14 protein-coding genes and 1 pseudogene are annotated in these 14,980 nt (G+C 67.1%); 11 read left to right on the top strand and 4 right to left on the bottom strand.

All coding sequences use genetic code 11. The features are described 5' to 3' along the window. Positions 1-19: 19 nt before the first annotated feature. The 3 genes from ACTJKF_RS11425 to ACTJKF_RS11415 all read right to left on the bottom strand — a co-directional run bounded on the left by ACTJKF_RS11425 (position 20) and on the right by ACTJKF_RS11415 (position 3,966). Positions 20-1,195, bottom strand: a complete 1,176-nt coding sequence (locus ACTJKF_RS11425; protein WP_440623647.1) for a helix-turn-helix domain-containing protein — start codon at positions 1,193-1,195, stop codon at positions 20-22. Positions 1,196-1,351: 156 nt separating this feature from the next. Beyond that, a complete protein-coding gene (locus ACTJKF_RS11420) occupies positions 1,352-2,479 on the bottom strand; it encodes an NAD(P)-dependent alcohol dehydrogenase (protein ID WP_440623646.1) in 1,128 nt (375 codons plus the stop codon). A 14-nt stretch (positions 2,480-2,493) separates the two neighbouring features. After that, positions 2,494-3,966, bottom strand: a complete 1,473-nt coding sequence (locus ACTJKF_RS11415; RefSeq protein WP_440623645.1) for a benzaldehyde dehydrogenase — start codon at positions 3,964-3,966, stop codon at positions 2,494-2,496. Between the two features lie 399 nt (positions 3,967-4,365). On the opposite strand from ACTJKF_RS11415, the gene ACTJKF_RS11410 reads away from it, so the two are divergent. From ACTJKF_RS11410 to ACTJKF_RS11400, 3 genes and pseudogenes are all read left to right on the top strand, one after another. Continuing rightward, entirely contained in the window at positions 4,366-5,346 is a 981-nt protein-coding gene (locus ACTJKF_RS11410) for a chromate resistance protein ChrB domain-containing protein (protein WP_440623644.1), read from the top strand. After that, complete coding sequence (locus ACTJKF_RS11405) at positions 5,343-6,527, top strand: chromate transporter (RefSeq protein WP_440623643.1); 1,185 nt, start codon at positions 5,343-5,345, stop codon at positions 6,525-6,527. The genes ACTJKF_RS11410 and ACTJKF_RS11405 overlap by 4 nt, the downstream gene beginning before the upstream one ends. Positions 6,528-6,547: 20 nt before the next feature. Further along, a pseudogene (locus ACTJKF_RS11400) lies at positions 6,548-6,853 on the top strand (YncE family protein); the annotation flags it as partial. A gap of 48 nt (positions 6,854-6,901) precedes the next feature. Here ACTJKF_RS11400 and ACTJKF_RS11395 read toward each other — a convergent pair. Continuing rightward, positions 6,902-7,480 carry a DUF4337 domain-containing protein gene (locus tag ACTJKF_RS11395; protein ID WP_440623642.1) on the bottom strand — a complete coding sequence of 193 codons (579 nt, stop codon included), beginning with the start codon at positions 7,478-7,480 and terminating at the stop codon, positions 6,902-6,904. Positions 7,481-8,101: 621 nt separating this feature from the next. Between ACTJKF_RS11395 and ACTJKF_RS11390 the strand changes: the two genes are divergently transcribed. The 8 genes from ACTJKF_RS11390 to ACTJKF_RS11355 all read left to right on the top strand — a co-directional run bounded on the left by ACTJKF_RS11390 (position 8,102) and on the right by ACTJKF_RS11355 (position 14,880). Next, positions 8,102-9,238, top strand: coding sequence for a muconate/chloromuconate family cycloisomerase (locus ACTJKF_RS11390; protein WP_440623641.1), 1,137 nt, complete (start codon positions 8,102-8,104; stop codon positions 9,236-9,238). A gap of 24 nt (positions 9,239-9,262) precedes the next feature. Further along, positions 9,263-9,553, top strand: coding sequence for a muconolactone Delta-isomerase (catC, locus tag ACTJKF_RS11385; RefSeq protein WP_440623640.1), 291 nt, complete (start codon positions 9,263-9,265; stop codon positions 9,551-9,553). A gap of 74 nt (positions 9,554-9,627) precedes the next feature. After that, the gene (catA, locus tag ACTJKF_RS11380; protein ID WP_440623638.1) at positions 9,628-10,563 is read left to right on the top strand and encodes a catechol 1,2-dioxygenase; all 936 of its coding nucleotides are present in this window, start codon (positions 9,628-9,630) and stop codon (positions 10,561-10,563) included. A gap of 117 nt (positions 10,564-10,680) precedes the next feature. Beyond that, the gene (locus tag ACTJKF_RS11375; RefSeq protein ID WP_440623637.1) at positions 10,681-12,039 is read left to right on the top strand and encodes a Rieske 2Fe-2S domain-containing protein; all 1,359 of its coding nucleotides are present in this window, start codon (positions 10,681-10,683) and stop codon (positions 12,037-12,039) included. Beyond that, the gene (gene benB / locus ACTJKF_RS11370; protein WP_440623636.1) at positions 12,036-12,524 is read left to right on the top strand and encodes a benzoate 1,2-dioxygenase small subunit; all 489 of its coding nucleotides are present in this window, start codon (positions 12,036-12,038) and stop codon (positions 12,522-12,524) included. The genes ACTJKF_RS11375 and benB overlap by 4 nt, the downstream gene beginning before the upstream one ends. A gap of 39 nt (positions 12,525-12,563) precedes the next feature. After that, positions 12,564-13,586 (top strand): benzoate 1,2-dioxygenase electron transfer component BenC, encoded by a 1,023-nt coding sequence (benC, locus tag ACTJKF_RS11365; RefSeq protein ID WP_440623635.1) that lies wholly within the window; start codon positions 12,564-12,566, stop codon positions 13,584-13,586. Continuing rightward, positions 13,583-14,359 carry a benzoate diol dehydrogenase BenD gene (gene benD / locus ACTJKF_RS11360; RefSeq protein ID WP_440623634.1) on the top strand — a complete coding sequence of 259 codons (777 nt, stop codon included), beginning with the start codon at positions 13,583-13,585 and terminating at the stop codon, positions 14,357-14,359. Before benC ends, benD begins: the two co-directional genes overlap by 4 nt. 122 nt (positions 14,360-14,481) lie before the next feature. Next, entirely contained in the window at positions 14,482-14,880 is a 399-nt protein-coding gene (locus ACTJKF_RS11355; RefSeq protein WP_440623633.1) for a RidA family protein, read from the top strand. The last annotated feature ends 100 nt before the right edge of the window (positions 14,881-14,980 follow it).

Below are 14,980 nucleotides of genomic sequence, written 5' to 3'. Positions count from 1 at the left end.
TAGCGCACCGCTCACCGCGTCAATGCGGCCTGCCGATCCCGATCCCCGCGGCATCGAGCCGCCTGAGCTTCGCGTACAGCGTCGTGCGTGAAATGCCGAGTTGCCGCGCGGCCGCCGACACGTTGCCGTCGTGTTCGTCGAGCGCGCGGCGGATCGCTTCGAGCGACTGTTCGTGCAGGCTGGCCTGCGGATGCGAACTGGCGGCCGGCGCCGCCGTGCACGCATCGGCGGCGTCTTCGAGCACATCGGCGTGGCGCGCCATCGTCGCCCGATCGAGCGGCGCGCGCACGGTGCGCACCCAGACGTGGCTACCATCGTCGCGCGCGATCCGCTGGGGCGTGCGCGACGGTGTCAGCAAACGACGCTGTTGGGCGGGCGTCGCGCCGGGAAACAGTCGCCGGAGGTCGTGCGGCGCGACCGGCCCTTCGAGCGCGAGATCGAGCATCCGCCGTGCAAGCCGGCTCACCGCGCGCACGCGGCCCGCGCCGTCGAGCGCAATGACGCCGGCGAGCGGCGTGCCGAGCCAGCGCGGATCGTGCTGGACCTGCAGCAGATGGCAGTCGCGCAACATCGCATACAGCCGCTGCTCGGCGGACAGCGCCGCGTGCCGGAACTGCTCGCGCAGCTGCACGACGTTGCGCCGGCCGATGCCGGTAATGTCGAGCGCGCCGATCACTTCGCCGTCGAAGCCGACCAGCGGCACCGCCAGGCAGAATACCCGCGACAACGCGTCGAGATAGTGCTGCGCGCCCGCGACGACGGCCTCGGCGCCGTCGTGAATCACGCAGCTCGGCGCGGTCGTGCCGATGTTCGGCTCGACGATCCGGCGGCCGGCGACGATCGGCGTCAGCAGCGCGTCGTCGCATTGCGGGCTGCGCCGCGCATGCACGATCGTGCCGCGCGGATTGACGCACATGATGGTCCAGTCGCTGCCGCCGAACGCGGCCCACAGCGGCTCGATCTCCTGCGCGACGCAACGGTAGAGCCGCCGGTCCGCGCGCGATTCGTCGCGCTCGGGCTGCATTTCATAGTGGGCGTTTTGCCAGGGCCGCAGCCCGGCGTCGCGCGAACGCAGCCACGAGCGCGCGACGCTGGCCGGCAACGCCGTTTCCGGCAGCGGCTCGCCCGCCGCAAAGCGGGCGCGGAGCCGGTCGAGGTCGACCGGTGGTGCAGGGGATTCAGGGGCCGTGTTCACGCTGCGCTCCAGGTGGGGTCGAACGTCCGGGCCGGTCATGCCGGCCCGCGTGTCGCGCGAATGCGTAATATAGCCCGGTGCCCGAAGCGGGGTATTTTCGTTGCGCGCAAGGGCGCACGCTGCGTGCCGCCGATTGGCGTCGGCGGGCCCCCGCGCTCAGTGCGGCAACCGCAGGATCGGTTTGAGCGTGATGCCCTTGCTGCTGTCTTCCGCCGCCTGGTTGATCTGCTCGAGCGGATAGAACTTCACCAGCCGGTCGAACGGAAACCGTCCTTGCAGATGCAACTGCACGAGTTGCGGAATGAACGTCTGCGGCACGCTGTCGCCTTCGACGATCCCGCGGATCGTGTGGCCGCCGAGCAGCAGGCTGTTCACGTCGAATTCGGCCTTCGTGCCGAGCTTCGGCGCGCCGACCACGCCCATCGTGCCGCGCGAGCCGAGCGCGCCGATCCCTTGCGCCAGCACGGCCGGCCGCCCGGTCGATTCGAGCGCGTAGTCGACGCCGCCGCCGGTGATCTCGCGGATCGCGTCGACGACGTCGACTTCCTGGCTGTTGATCGCGTGCGTCGCGCCGAGCGCCAGCGCCAGCGCGAGCCGCGACGGCACGATGTCGACGGCGATGATGGTCGTCGCGCCGGCGATGCGCGCGGCCATCACGGCGCTCATGCCGACCGCGCCCGCGCCGAAGCTCGCGAAGCTGCTGCCCGTGCGGACCGCGAGCGAATTGATCACCGCGCCCGCACCGGTCTGGATGCCGCAGCCGAGCGGGCCGAGCAGTTCGAGCGGCGCGTCTTTCGGCACCTTGATCGCGTTGTTCTCGCGGGCGAGCGCGTAGCTTGCGAACGACGACTGCGCGAAGAAATGATCGTGCAGCGGCTGGCCGGCGGCGTCGCGGATGGCCGTCTGTCCGTCGGCATCGGCACCGCCGAAGTTCAGCGCGAAGAACTGCCGGCAATATGCGCCGTGACCGCCGACGCACGACGCGCAGTGGCCGCACGCGCCGTAGGTGAGCACGACGTGATCGCCGGCGGCGAGTGTCGTCACGTTCGGGCCGACGGCCTCGACCACGCCGGCGCCTTCATGACCGAGCACGGCCGGCAGCGGCACCGGATAGTACTGGTCGCGCACGATCAGGTCGGTGTGGCACAGGCCCGTCGCGACGACGCGCACCAGCACCTCGTCGCCGCGCGGCGCGCGGATCCGGGCCGGCTCGATCGAGAAGGGCGCGCCGGCGGCGCGGACGACGGCCGCGGTGACGGCGCGCGTATCGTTTTCCGTGTACATGGTCGGTCTCCTTGTCAAATCGGATACAGCGGCGCTTCGCCCTTGATCGTCAGCCACTGCCACTGCGTGAATTCTTCCCAGTTTGCCGCGCCGCCGATGCTCGAGCCGTTGCCCGATGCACCGACGCCGCCGAACGGGTTGATCGCTTCGTCGTTGACCGTCTGGTCGTTGATGTGCAGCAGCCCGGTGTTCAGCCGCTCGCCGATCCGCAGCGCTCGGCCGACATCGGCGGACAGGATCGCCATCGACAGCCCGTATTCGGTCCGGTTCGCGAGCGCGATCGCGTCTTCGTCGGTATCGAACGGTACGACGATCGCGACCGGCCCGAAGATTTCCTCGTCGAATGCCGGATTGCCCGGCGCGACGCCGCTCAGCACGGTCGGCTCGAAGAACAGGTCGCGATGGCCGCCGCCCGTCTCGACGCGTGCGCCGGCGCGCCGCGCCGCGTCGACCACGCTCGCCGCATGGTCGCGTTGCGCGGCGTTGATCAGCGGGCCGAGGCCGACGTCGTCACGTGCCGGGTCGCCGACGCGCAGGCTTTGCGCCTTCTCGACGAGCTTCGCGACGAAGCGGTCGTGAATCGCGCGCTGCACGAGCACGCGGCCGGTCGCCATGCAGATCTGGCCTTGATGCAGATACGCGCCCCATGCGGTGTTCGCGACCGCGCGGTCGAGATCGGCATCGTCGAGCACGATCAGCGAATTCTTGCCGCCGAGTTCGAGCGACACCTTCTTCAGATGGCGGCCCGCTGCTTCGCCGACCTTGCGCCCGGCCGCGGTGGAGCCGGTGAACTGGATCATCGCGACATGCGGATCGGCGACCAGCGCGGCACCGGCCGCCCCGTCGCCGGGCAGCACGTGCAGCACGCCTGCCGGCAAGCCGGCGAGTTCGAACACGCGGGCGATCGCGATGCCGCCGCACACGGCGGTGCGCGGATCGGGCTTCAGCACGACCGCGTTGCCGAGCGCGAGCGCCGGCGCGACCGCGCGCATCGCGAGGTACAGCGGGAAGTTGAACGGCGAGATCACGCCGACCACGCCGCGCGGGCGGCGGCGCGCCAGCGACAGCCGGCCGGCCGCCGACGGCAGCACTTCGCCGGCCGCGCGCGACGGCAGCCCGGCGGCTTCGTGCAGGGCCTTGATCGTGACCGAGGTTTCGAATGACGCCTTCGCGCGCGTCGAGCCGCTTTCTCGCACGAGCCAGTCGACGATCGCGTCGAAGTGCGTTTCGGCGACGGCCGCCGCGCGACGCAGGACCGCCGCGCGCTCGTCGTACGACAGGCCGAACCAGACGGGCTGCGCGCGATGCGCGGCGGCGGCTGCTGCGGCGATGGCCGCGCCGTCGGCGAGGCCGATGCGGCCGAGTGTGGTGCCGGTCGCCGGTTCGATCACGTCGGCGGCGTGCGCGCTCGCTTGCCAGTGTCCGGAGAAGGTCTTGCCGCGCCAGACGTCGGCGTCGAACAGTGCGGTGTGGGTGTTGCTATCCATTTACGCTCCTGGGGAAATTCGGATCGGCCGGATCGGGTGTTTGCTTGGCGCCTGGGTGTCGACCGGCATGCGAGCGAGGGTAGGCGGGGGCGGCGAAGCGGGGGTATCCGGGTTTGTTCCCAGCCGCGGGGGGCGCGTGGATTGGGGGGCGTTTGCGATCTTGTGTGCGGAAACTGAACAGTCGTCGCAGGGATTGCTGCCGCACGCCGGCTGATGACACCGCGGGGATTGCTGGTGCAGCGGTGCCCGCGGCGTGGCTGACAAGGCGCAACGCGTCAACCTATGAACCGGCACGGAAATCGGGCAGCGGTCACGCCGGAAGTGCTTCTCGGCAGCCGGTACCGAACAATGCACAAATAGAATTTGTAGAAATCGCGACACGAGTGTAGTTTACTCTACATGAACACCATGACTACCTGGTCGCTGCTTGTCCTCACCCTTCCAACCGAAAACGCCACTGCCCGTATGCGCTTCTGGCGTGCGCTGAAAGCGAAGGGGTGCGCGGTGCTGCGCGACGGCATCTATCTGCTGCCTCATACGGACGAGCGCGAGCAGATGTTGCGCGAACTGGCCGGCGCGATCGCCGAAAGCGGAGGTGCCGCGCATCTGCTGCGCGCAGCGAGCGTCGATGCTGCCCAGGAAGCAGAATTCCGGGCGCTTTTCGACCGCAGTGATGAGCATGCGGAGTTCATGCGCGCGCTGAAGGACGCTCGCAAAACGGTTTCCGGCCAGTCGGCGGCCGATCTGACGAAGCTTGTTCGGAAACTGCGCAAAGACTACGAAACCACGGTCGCGGTCGACTACTTTCCGGGCGATGCCGCAACACGCGCCAAGGCTGCGTGGCAGGACTTCGTCGGTCTGGTTGACACCGTGCTGTCGCCCGGCGAACCCCATTCGGCCGAACGGCCCATCCGTAGCCTGTCCGTCGGCGATTATCAGGGGCGCACCTGGGCCACGCGGCAACACATGTGGGTCGATCGCGTTGCGAGCGCCTGGTTGATCTGGCGCTTCATCGATCGTGATGCGCGCTTCATCTGGCTCACATCGCCCGGCGCCTGCCCGGCCGATGCGCTCGGTTTCGACTTCGACGGCGCCGCGTTCACCCACGTCGGCGAGCGCGTGACGTTCGAAGTGCTGGTCGCCAGCTTCGGTCTCGACAAGGATCCCGCGCTGCTCCGGCTCGGCGAGATGGTCCATGCGCTCGACGTGGGTGGCGCCCCGGTTCCCGAGGCTATCGGCTTTGAAGCCGTGATGGCAGGGGCGAGGGAGCGGGCCGCGGATGACGATCAGTTGCTCGACGAAATGGGACGGGTGCTGGATTCGCTCTATACGCACTTTAAGTCGGCCACGAAAAGCCGCGACGCCGGAGGACGATCATGAGCGCCACGACGGCGACATCGCCGGGCTACACGCTTGGCCAGCTTGTTCTCTACATGCTGCGCCTCGGCACGTTCGGGTTCGGCGGACCGGTGGCGCTCGTCGGCTATATGCATCGCGATCTCGTCGAGCAGCGCAAATGGATCGGCGAGGCCGATTACCGCGAAGGACTGGCGCTCGCGCAGATGATGCCGGGGCCGCTCGCGGCACAGCTCGGCATCTATATGGGCCACGTGCACTATCGGGTTGTCGGTGCAACGCTCGCCGGCATCGCCTTCGTGCTGCCGTCATTCCTGATGGTGGTGGGCCTTGGCTGGGCCTACGCCCACTTTGGCGGGCTGTCATGGATGCAGGCGGCCTTCTATGGCGTGGGGGCCGCAGTCGTCGGGATCATCGCGATGAGCGCGTACAAGCTCACCACGAAGACGATCGGCAAAAACAGGCACCTGTGGGCGATTTACCTGACACTCGCGGCGGTGACGGTCGTCACCGAATCGGAGATCGCGTGGCTGTTCATTGCGGGCGGCCTCATCAACTGGTTCGTCGTTGCTCCGCCGAAATGGTTGCGCAAGGGCGGACTGAATGCAGCGCTAGCCGTCCAGTTGCCGGCCGCCAGCGGCGTGCTCAGTGGCCTCGACTGGCCCGTGCTCGGTCAGATCGGCCTGTTCTTCGCGAAGGCAGGCGCTTTCGTATTCGGCTCCGGGCTCGCAATCGTCCCGTTCCTTTACGGCGGCGTGGTCACCGAGCACCACTGGCTCAACGACAAGCAGTTCGTCGATGCCGTGGCCGTCGCGATGATTACGCCCGGGCCCGTCGTGATCACGGTCGGCTTCATCGGCTATCTGGTGGCGGGGTTCACGGGCGCCTGCGCGGCGGCGCTCGGCACCTTCCTGCCTTGCTATCTCTTCACGGTGCTGCCGGCGCCGTACTTCAAGAAGTACGGCAAGCTGCCCGCCGTCAAGGCGTTCGTCGACGGTATCACTGCGGCAGCGGTCGGAGCGATTACCGGTTCGGTGATCGTGATCGCGCGGCGCTCGATCATCGACGGGCCCACGGTTCTGCTCGCGCTCGCGACCCTCCTTCTCCTGTGGCGCTTCAAGAAGCTGCAGGAGCCGGTCATCGTCATCGCCGCTGCCCTGATCGGACTTGCTGTGTACCCGCTCATCCACTCGCACGCAATTTGACGCACGCGCGTGCTCGCACCTGCGAAGACAACGCCCGCCTTCTGGAGTTGAACCTGCTCACGAGACGGGTCGTCCAGTCGTTTGACGTCGGTGACGATCCCGACGTACTCGCATTCGATCCCGCTCCGGGAACGCTTTATGTTGCTGGAGAAGCCGGCGTCGTGTCGATGTTTTCCGTTCGCTCCTCAACGGTGTCGAAGATCGGCGAAGGGCTGATTGGATCCAATGCGCATGTGGTTGGAGTCGACCCGGCAACGCATCGCGCCTATTTCCCGCTGAAGGACGTCGAGGGACATCCGGTGCTGCGCGTGATGGCACCCCGGTGACCGACTGAACGACCGGAACTGGCCGGCAAGCGCCCGCTCGCCGGGCCGCTACACACCGAAGAACGCCAGCCCTGTCAGCACGACGCCGATCGCGGCGGCGCCCATCGACAGGTGTTGCATCCATTTGCGCCGCGTGAGAATCGTGATCGCAGCAAGCGCGATCGAGATCTGGATGATGGTCGTGGCCTGCGCCCAACGATGGTGCCGGTGTAGCCGCGCCTCGCTTGCAGCATTGCTCTTCACGACTTCTTGCTCGAGCGCTTCGGCGCGCTTGCGGATCGGCTCCTTCTCTTCGCGATACCGCGCCGCGTCTGCTTCGAAGCGCTTTCTTCGCGGCGACGCGTCCTGGCTCAACGCCGCACCGAGCTCGGCTAGATTCTGCTTCTCGCCCTTTGCCTGGTAATAGGCCCACAGGTTAGCTGCCTCGGTTTTCTGGATCGCGGCCTCGTTCTTGTGCAGCAACGCGAAATTCTCGTCCGCACCGCTCTGGTAGGCGGAAATCGCGCCGACGCAGGCGAGGACAGCAGTCATCACGGCGATGCGCGCCGCTCCGTGGTCTTCTTCATGCGCCGCAGGGTGCTCCACCGCATGATCGTGCGGGCCGTGAACTTCGAAATCGTCTGGCATAACAAGAACGTTCGCGTGAGTTGAAGGGCTGATACGCGGTTCCCACGCACGTGAGGAGCGGGCGGCAAAAGCGGTCGCACTGTCGCTGGGTCGCAGCCCGGTTGGGGCAGTCCGTTCGTGCGAAAGCATGAACGAACGGCCTTGGTCCGCGGAACCTCACGCCGTTTGAATGCCGACTTCCGCCCAAAGGGCGACGGTTCGACATTGTGCATGAATTGCCGCTTCCCAAGTGCGTATCGACAGCAGTCGACCCCGAGACGACGCTGGGGTTCTGGCGGTTCGAACGACCGGTTCCGAAGAGGAACTGCCGCCCGAATTGCCCTCAGGAAAACCCTGATCCCCCCTCGGCAGACCGCCGGCTTCAGCCGGATTCCCCGCGACCGAAGGCAGCCGCATCGCACCCCCTCCCAAGCGATACCCGACCACCCGCAACCGCGCTCCAGCAAGCCTCCCAGCCCATACACCTAACCAAAATAGGTATGGCGCAGCGCAATATTCCGGGCCACGAGCCCGATTTCGATACCCGCCAGGTATCAAAAACCGCGCCCAAAAGTATTGGACGCCCCATTTCCCCGCCGCGTATAAATCCGTTCCATGAACTCCCCACACGCAGCGTGCCCCATGTCCCCGATCACCATCGAACGCATTGAAACCCGCCTCGTCGACCTGCCGACGATCCGTCCGCACAAGCTGTCGGTCGCCACGATGCACGGCCAGACGCTGATGCTGGTGAAGGTGACTTGCAGCGACGGCGTGACGGGCCTCGGCGAAGGCACGACGATCGCCGGGATGGCCTACGGCCCGGAAAGCCCCGAAGCGATGAAGCTCGCGATCGACGCGTATCTCGCCCCGGCGATCATCGGCCACGACGCGACGCGCATCCAGGCGCTGATGGCGTTCCTCGGCAAGCTCGCGAAGGTCAATCACTTCGCGAAGAGCGCACTCGAAACCGCGCTGCTCGACGCGCACGGCAAGCGTCTCGGCGTGCCGGTCAGCGAACTGCTCGGCGGCCGCCGGCGCGATCGCCTGCCGGTCGCGTGGACGCTCGCCTCGGGCAACACCGCGACCGATATCGCCGAAGCCGAGCGCATGCTCGACCTGCGCCGCCACAACGTGTTCAAGCTGAAGATCGGCGCGAAGGCGCTCGACGCGGACATCAAGCATGTGGCCGAGATCAAGCGGGCGGTGGGCGAGCGCGCGTCGGTGCGCGTCGACGTGAACATGGCGTGGAGCGAAACGCAGGCCGCGCGCGCGATTCCGGCGCTGGCCGATGCCGGTTGCGAACTGGTTGAGCAGCCGGTTGCGTCGGCCGCGGCGCTCGCGCGGCTGATGCGCCGCTTCCCGGTCGCGCTGATGGCCGACGAAATCCTGCAGGGCCCGGACAGCGCGTTCGAGATCGCGAAGCAGCACGGCGCGGATGTGTTCGCGATCAAGATCGAGCAGAGCGGCGGCCTCTTTGCCGCGCAGCGCGTCGCGGCGATCGCGGATGCGGCCGGCATCGAGCTGTACGGCGGCACGATGCTCGAAGGCGCGTTCAGCACGGTGGCGTCCGCGCATCTGTTCGCAAGCTTCGCGAACCTGCAGTGGGGCACCGAACTGTTCGGACCGCTCCTGATCACCGAGGAAATCCTCGCGACCCCGCTCGACTACAGCGATTTCGAACTGACCGTGCCGAGCGGCCCGGGCCTCGGCATCGAACTCGACGAAGCGAAGATCGCGCGCTTCACCCGCGACGGGCTGACGAAAGTCTCCCGCTAACCGAATACGTATCAGGACATCACGATGCTTTTCCACGTACGCATGGACGTCAACATCCCGGCCGACCTGCCGGCCGCGGTGGCCGACGAAATCAAGGCCCGCGAGAAGGCGTATTCGCAGGACCTGCAGCGCAGCGGCAAGTGGCGCCACATCTGGCGCATCGCCGGCGAATACGCGAACTACAGCGTGTTCGACGTAGCGGGCAATGCCGAGCTGCACGAGATCCTGACCGGCCTGCCGCTGTTCCCGTACATGAAGATTTCGGTGACGCCGTTGTGTCGCCACCCGTCGTCGATTCACGACGGCGACGTTTGAGCCACGGAGTCGCCGCTGCTCCGGCAGCGCGCACCCCGGGTCACCATTCCCCCAATACACGTGGAGACACCATCATGAGCGTCAAAGTTTTCGATACGAAGGAAGTGCAGGACCTGCTGAAGGCCGCGTCGAACGCGGGCGCGAACGTCGGCAACGCACGCACGCAGCAGATCGTCCAGCGGTTGCTCGGCGACCTGTTCAAGGCGATCGACGATCTCGACATCACGCCCGACGAAGTGTGGGCCGGCGTGAACTACCTGAACAAGCTCGGCCAGGACGGCGAAGCCGCGCTGCTCGCGGCCGGCCTCGGCCTCGAGAAGTATCTCGACATCCGGATGGACGCCGAGGACGAGGCGCTCGGCCTCGACGGCGGCACGCCGCGCACGATCGAAGGCCCGCTGTACGTCGCCGGCGCGCCGGTGCGCGACGGCGTCGCGAAGATCGACCTCGACGCGGACGAAGGCGCGGGCCCGCTCGTGATCCACGGCACGGTCAAGGGGCTCGACGGCAAGCCGGTGGCCGGCGCGCTGGTCGAATGCTGGCACGCGAACTCGCACGGCTTCTATTCGCACTTCGACCCGACCGGCAAGCAGAGCGATTTCAACCTGCGCGGCGCGGTGAAGACGCGCGCGGACGGCTCGTACGAATTCCGCACGCTGATGCCGGTCGGCTACGGTTGCCCGCCGCAGGGCGCGACGCAGCAACTGCTCGACCGCCTCGGCCGTCACGGCAACCGCCCGGCACACGTGCACTTCTTCGTGACGAGCGACGGCCACCGCAAGCTGACGACGCAGTTCAACATCGACGGCGATCCGCTGATCTGGGACGACTTCGCGTATGCGACGCGCGAGGCGCTGATTCCGCCCGTCACCGCCAAAACCGGCGGCACCGCGCTCGGCATGAAGGCCGACGCGTACCAGGACATCGAGTTCAACTTCGTCCTGACGCCGCGCGTCGAGGGCAAGGACAACCAGATCGTCGAACGCCTGCGCGCTTCCGCCACGGCATAACCGGCCCGACGGCACGGCGGCGCGCAGGCGCCGCCGCCGGCCGGGTCTCCGCGAGATTCAATCGACACCGATGCGAGCGTGCTTGCAGGACCCGGCACGCGCACAGGAGGAACCAACATGTCCGCCACGATCGACCCCACCACCGAACTGGACCATCTGCTCGCCACCGCCGTGCAGGATGACAAGGAGGCCGGCATCTTCCGCTGCCGCCGCGACATCTTCACGAACGAGGCGCTGTACGAGCTCGAGATGAAGCACATCTTCGAGCGCAACTGGGTGTACCTCGCGCACGAGAGCCAGATCCCGAACAACAACGATTACTACACGACGTGGATCGGCCGCCAGCCGGTCGTCATCACGCGCGACAAGACCGGCGAGCTGCACGCGGTGATCAACGCCTGCGCGCACAAGGGCGCGATGCTGTGCCGCCGCAAGCACGGCAACAAGGGCAGCTTCACGTGCCCGTTCCACGGCTGGACCTTCTCGAACACCGGCAAGCTGCTGAAGGTCAAGGACGAGAAGACCACCGAGTATCCGGTGCAGTTCAACACGCACGGCTCGCACGACCTGAAGAAGGTCGCGCGCTTCCAGAGCTATCGCGGCTTCCTGTTCGGCAGCCTGAGCGACGACGTGCTGCCGCTCGAGGACTACCTCGGCGAGGCGCGCGTGATCATCGACCAGATCGTCGACCAGGCGCCGAACGGTCTCGAAGTGCTGCGCGGCAACTCCTCCTACATCTACGAAGGCAACTGGAAGATGCAGATGGAGAACGGTTGCGACGGCTATCACGTGAGCACCGTGCACTGGAACTACGCGGCGACGATGGGCCGCCGCAAGGAAGACGGCACCAAGGCCGTCGATGCGAACAGCTGGAGCAAGTCGGTCGCGGGCGTGTACGGCTTCGACAACGGCCACATCCTGCTGTGGACGAAGACGATGAACCCCGAAGTGCGGCCCGTGTACCAGCACCGTGACGAGATCAAGGCGCGCGTGGGCGAAGTGCAGGCCGACTTCATCGTGAACCAGACGCGCAACCTGTGCGTGTACCCGAACGTGTTCCTGATGGACCAGTTCAGCACGCAGATCCGCGTGGTGCGTCCGCTCGGCGTCGACAAGACCGAAGTCAGCATCTTCTGCTTCGCGCCGAAGGGCGAGAGCGAAGCCGACCGCACGACGCGGATTCGCCAGTACGAGGATTTCTTCAACGTGACCGGGATGGGCACGGCCGACGATCTCGAGGAGTTCCGCGCGTGCCAGGCCGGCTACGCGGGCATCACGGCGATGTGGAACGACCTGTCGCGCGGCGCGCCGCTGTGGGTGCACGGGCCGGACGAGAACGCGAGGAAGATGGGGCTGAACCCGCGCATTTCGGGCGAGCGCAGCGAGGACGAAGGGCTGTTCGTGTGCCAGCACGAACACTGGGTGAACGTGATGCGCGATGCGCTGAAGCAGGAACGCGGGGAGGTGGCAGCATGAACATCGATTACCGGACCATCTGCGCGGCGCTGTATCGCGAAGCGCGCCTGCTCGACGATCGCGAGTGGGACGCGTGGCTGACCTGCTACACCGAGGACGTCACGTACTGGATGCCCGCGTGGGACGACGATGACCGGCCGACCGACGATCCGCAAAGCCAGATCTCGCTGATGTACTACGCGGATCGCGGCGGCCTCGAGGATCGCGTGTTCCGGATCAAGACCGAGCGCAGCGGCGCGTCGACGCCCGAGCCGCGCACCAGCCACAACGTGACGAACGTCGAGGTGCTGGCCGAGCGCGACGGCGAGGTGGACGTGCGCTACAACTTCGACACGCTGGCCCACCGCTACCGCGTGACCGATCACCACTTCGGCACGATGTTCGTCACGCTGCGCCAGGTGGGCGATGCGCTGCTGATCTCGCACAAGAAGATCGTGCTGAAGAACGACTACATCCGGCAGGTGCTCGACGTCTATCACGTCTGACGCCGCTTGTTTCGACACGTAACACAGGGAGACGAGGTCATGTCCACCTACAAGATTGCACTGAACTTCGAGGACGGGGTCACCCGCTTCATCGACTGCAAGGCCGGCGAGAAGGTGCTCGACGCCGCGTTCCGCGCAAAGATCAACCTGCCGATGGACTGCTCCGACGGCGTGTGCGGCACTTGCAAGTGCCGCGCGGAAAGCGGCAGCTACGATCTCGGCGACGACTACATCGACGATGCGCTGACCGAGGATGAGAAGGAAGGCGGCCTCGTGCTGACGTGCCAGATGGTGCCGGAGAGCGACTGCGTGATCGCGGTGCCGACGTCGTCGGTCGCGTGCAAGACCGGTCACGCCGCGTTTGCCGCGACCGTGACGAAGGTCGAGCCGCACAACGACGCGGCGATCGTGCTCGAGCTCGACGTCGGCGCGGCCGCACCGGTGTTCCTGCCGGGCCAGTACGTGAACATCGGCGTGCCGGGCAGCGGCCAGCACCGGTCGTATTCGTTCTCGTCCGCGCCGGGCGACACGAAGGTCGGCTTCCTGATCAAGAAAATTCCGGGCGGCGTGATGAGCACGTGGCTCGAATCGGCGAAAGCCGGCGACACGCTCGAACTGAACGGGCCGCTGGGCAGCTTCTACCTGCGCGACGTCGCGCGGCCGCTGCTGTTTCTCGCGGGCGGCACGGGCCTCGCGCCGTTTTTGTCGATGCTCGAGGTGCTGGCGCGCAGCGGCTCGCAGCAGAAGGTGCACCTCATCTATGGCGTCACGCGCGATCTCGACCTGGTGCTGGTCGACGCGATCGACGCGTATGCCGCGAAGCTGCCGAATTTCAGCTACGCGACCGTCGTCGCCGATGCGGCGTCGAGCCACGCACGCAAGGGCTGGGTCACGCAGCACATTCCGGCCGACGCGCTGAACGACGGCGACGTGGATGTGTATCTGTGCGGCCCGCCGCCGATGGTCGACGCGGTACGCCAGTACTTCGACGACGAGGGCGTGAAGCCCAACAGCTTCCACTACGAGAAGTTCACGCCGAACGTGACGGCAAAGGCGGCATGACCATGCAACGATTCTCCGGAAAGGTCGTCGTCGTCACCGGCGCGGCGCAGGGCATCGGTCGCGGCGTCGCGCTGCGCGCGGCGGCCGAGGGCGGCAAGGTGCTGTTCGTCGATCGCGCGGCGTTCGTGGCCGAGGTGGCCGCCGAAGCGCCGGGCGGCAACACGGCGGGCTTCGTCGCCGATCTCGAGACCTACGACGGCGCGCGCGCGGCGATGGCGTGCGCGGTCGCGACGTTCGGCCGGATCGACGTGCTGATCAACGGCGTCGGCGGCGCGATCCGCATGCGGCCGTTCGCCGAGTTCGAACCCGAGCAGATCGACGCGGAAATCCGCCGCTCGCTGATGCCGACGCTCTACAGCTGTCACGCGGTGCTGCCGCACCTGCTGGCCGCGGGCGGCGGCACGATCGTCAACGTGTCGTCGAACGCGACGCGCGGGATTCGCCGCGTGCCGTATTCGGCGGCGAAAGGCGGCGTCAATGCGCTGACGGCGGCGCTCGCGATGGAGTACGCGGCGCACAACATCCGCGTGGTCGCGACCGCGCCGGGCGGCACCACGGCGCCGCCGCGCCGCGTGCCGCGCAATGCGGCCGGCGACAACGCGCAGGAACAGGCGTGGATGGCCGAGGCGGTGCGGCAAGTGACCGACTCGACGTACTTCAAGCGCTACGGCAGCCTCGACGAACAGATCGCGCCGATCCTGTTCCTCGCGTCGGATGAAGCGAGTTACATCACCGGCACGGTGCTGCCGGTCGCGGGGGGCGATACGGGTTGAGCGGCGCGCCTGCCGACTTGCTTGCCTCACCCGTGCACGCGCCGCAGCCGCGCGTGCACGCGACGACGATCACGACATTGACATAACAGGCCGGCGCGGCAAGCGCGGCCACGGAGACACTCATGCACAAACGCGAAGCGATCATCCCGGCCGGCATGGAAGCCGTGTACGAAAAAATCGGCTATGCGCCGGCGATCAAGGTCGGCGATACCGTCTACGTGTCCGGGCAGATCGGCCGCGACGCTGACATGCGGCTGGTCGAGGGCCGCGAAGCGCAGATCGTGCAGGCGTTCGAGAACCTGAAATGCGTGCTGGCGGCCGGCGGCGCGTCGCTCGACGACGTGGTCGACCTGACGACCTTCCATACCGACATGCGCGATCTGCCGCTGTTCATGCAGGTGCGCGACCGCTATTTCCATGCGCATCCGCGGCCCGCTTGGACCGCGGTCGGTGCGCACATGCTGGGCGGCTCGCCCGGCTATATCGTCGAAATCAAGGCCGTGGCGGTGTTGCAGGCGTAGTCGCGGCGGCGCGCGGCCCCGTCCGGTTGGCAGGTCGGGCGGTTCCGCGGGGCGCGTCGCAGGCCATCGTCGTGCAACATCGAGACGGGTGCGATGTAGT

It is taken from the genome of Burkholderia sp. 22313 (assembly GCF_052045245.1).
Taxonomy (GTDB): Bacteria; Pseudomonadota; Gammaproteobacteria; order Burkholderiales; family Burkholderiaceae; genus Burkholderia.
This window is presented reverse-complemented; position numbering and strand designations above follow the sequence as displayed.

Coding starts and splice junctions, on each gene's coding strand:
- ACTJKF_RS11395 (WP_440623642.1), bottom strand. CDS start 7,480: ATGCCAGACGATTTCGAAGTTCACGGCCCGCACGATCATGCGGTGGAG.
- ACTJKF_RS11415 (WP_440623645.1), bottom strand. CDS start 3,966: ATGGATAGCAACACCCACACCGCACTGTTCGACGCCGACGTCTGGCGC.
- catA (WP_440623638.1), top strand. CDS start 9,628: ATGAGCGTCAAAGTTTTCGATACGAAGGAAGTGCAGGACCTGCTGAAG.
- ACTJKF_RS11405 (WP_440623643.1), top strand. CDS start 5,343: ATGAGCGCCACGACGGCGACATCGCCGGGCTACACGCTTGGCCAGCTT.
- ACTJKF_RS11355 (WP_440623633.1), top strand. CDS start 14,482: ATGCACAAACGCGAAGCGATCATCCCGGCCGGCATGGAAGCCGTGTAC.
- catC (WP_440623640.1), top strand. CDS start 9,263: ATGCTTTTCCACGTACGCATGGACGTCAACATCCCGGCCGACCTGCCG.
- benC (WP_440623635.1), top strand. CDS start 12,564: ATGTCCACCTACAAGATTGCACTGAACTTCGAGGACGGGGTCACCCGC.
- benD (WP_440623634.1), top strand. CDS start 13,583: ATGACCATGCAACGATTCTCCGGAAAGGTCGTCGTCGTCACCGGCGCG.
- ACTJKF_RS11375 (WP_440623637.1), top strand. CDS start 10,681: ATGTCCGCCACGATCGACCCCACCACCGAACTGGACCATCTGCTCGCC.
- benB (WP_440623636.1), top strand. CDS start 12,036: ATGAACATCGATTACCGGACCATCTGCGCGGCGCTGTATCGCGAAGCG.
- ACTJKF_RS11420 (WP_440623646.1), bottom strand. CDS start 2,479: ATGTACACGGAAAACGATACGCGCGCCGTCACCGCGGCCGTCGTCCGC.
- ACTJKF_RS11390 (WP_440623641.1), top strand. CDS start 8,102: ATGTCCCCGATCACCATCGAACGCATTGAAACCCGCCTCGTCGACCTG.
- ACTJKF_RS11410 (WP_440623644.1), top strand. CDS start 4,366: ATGAACACCATGACTACCTGGTCGCTGCTTGTCCTCACCCTTCCAACC.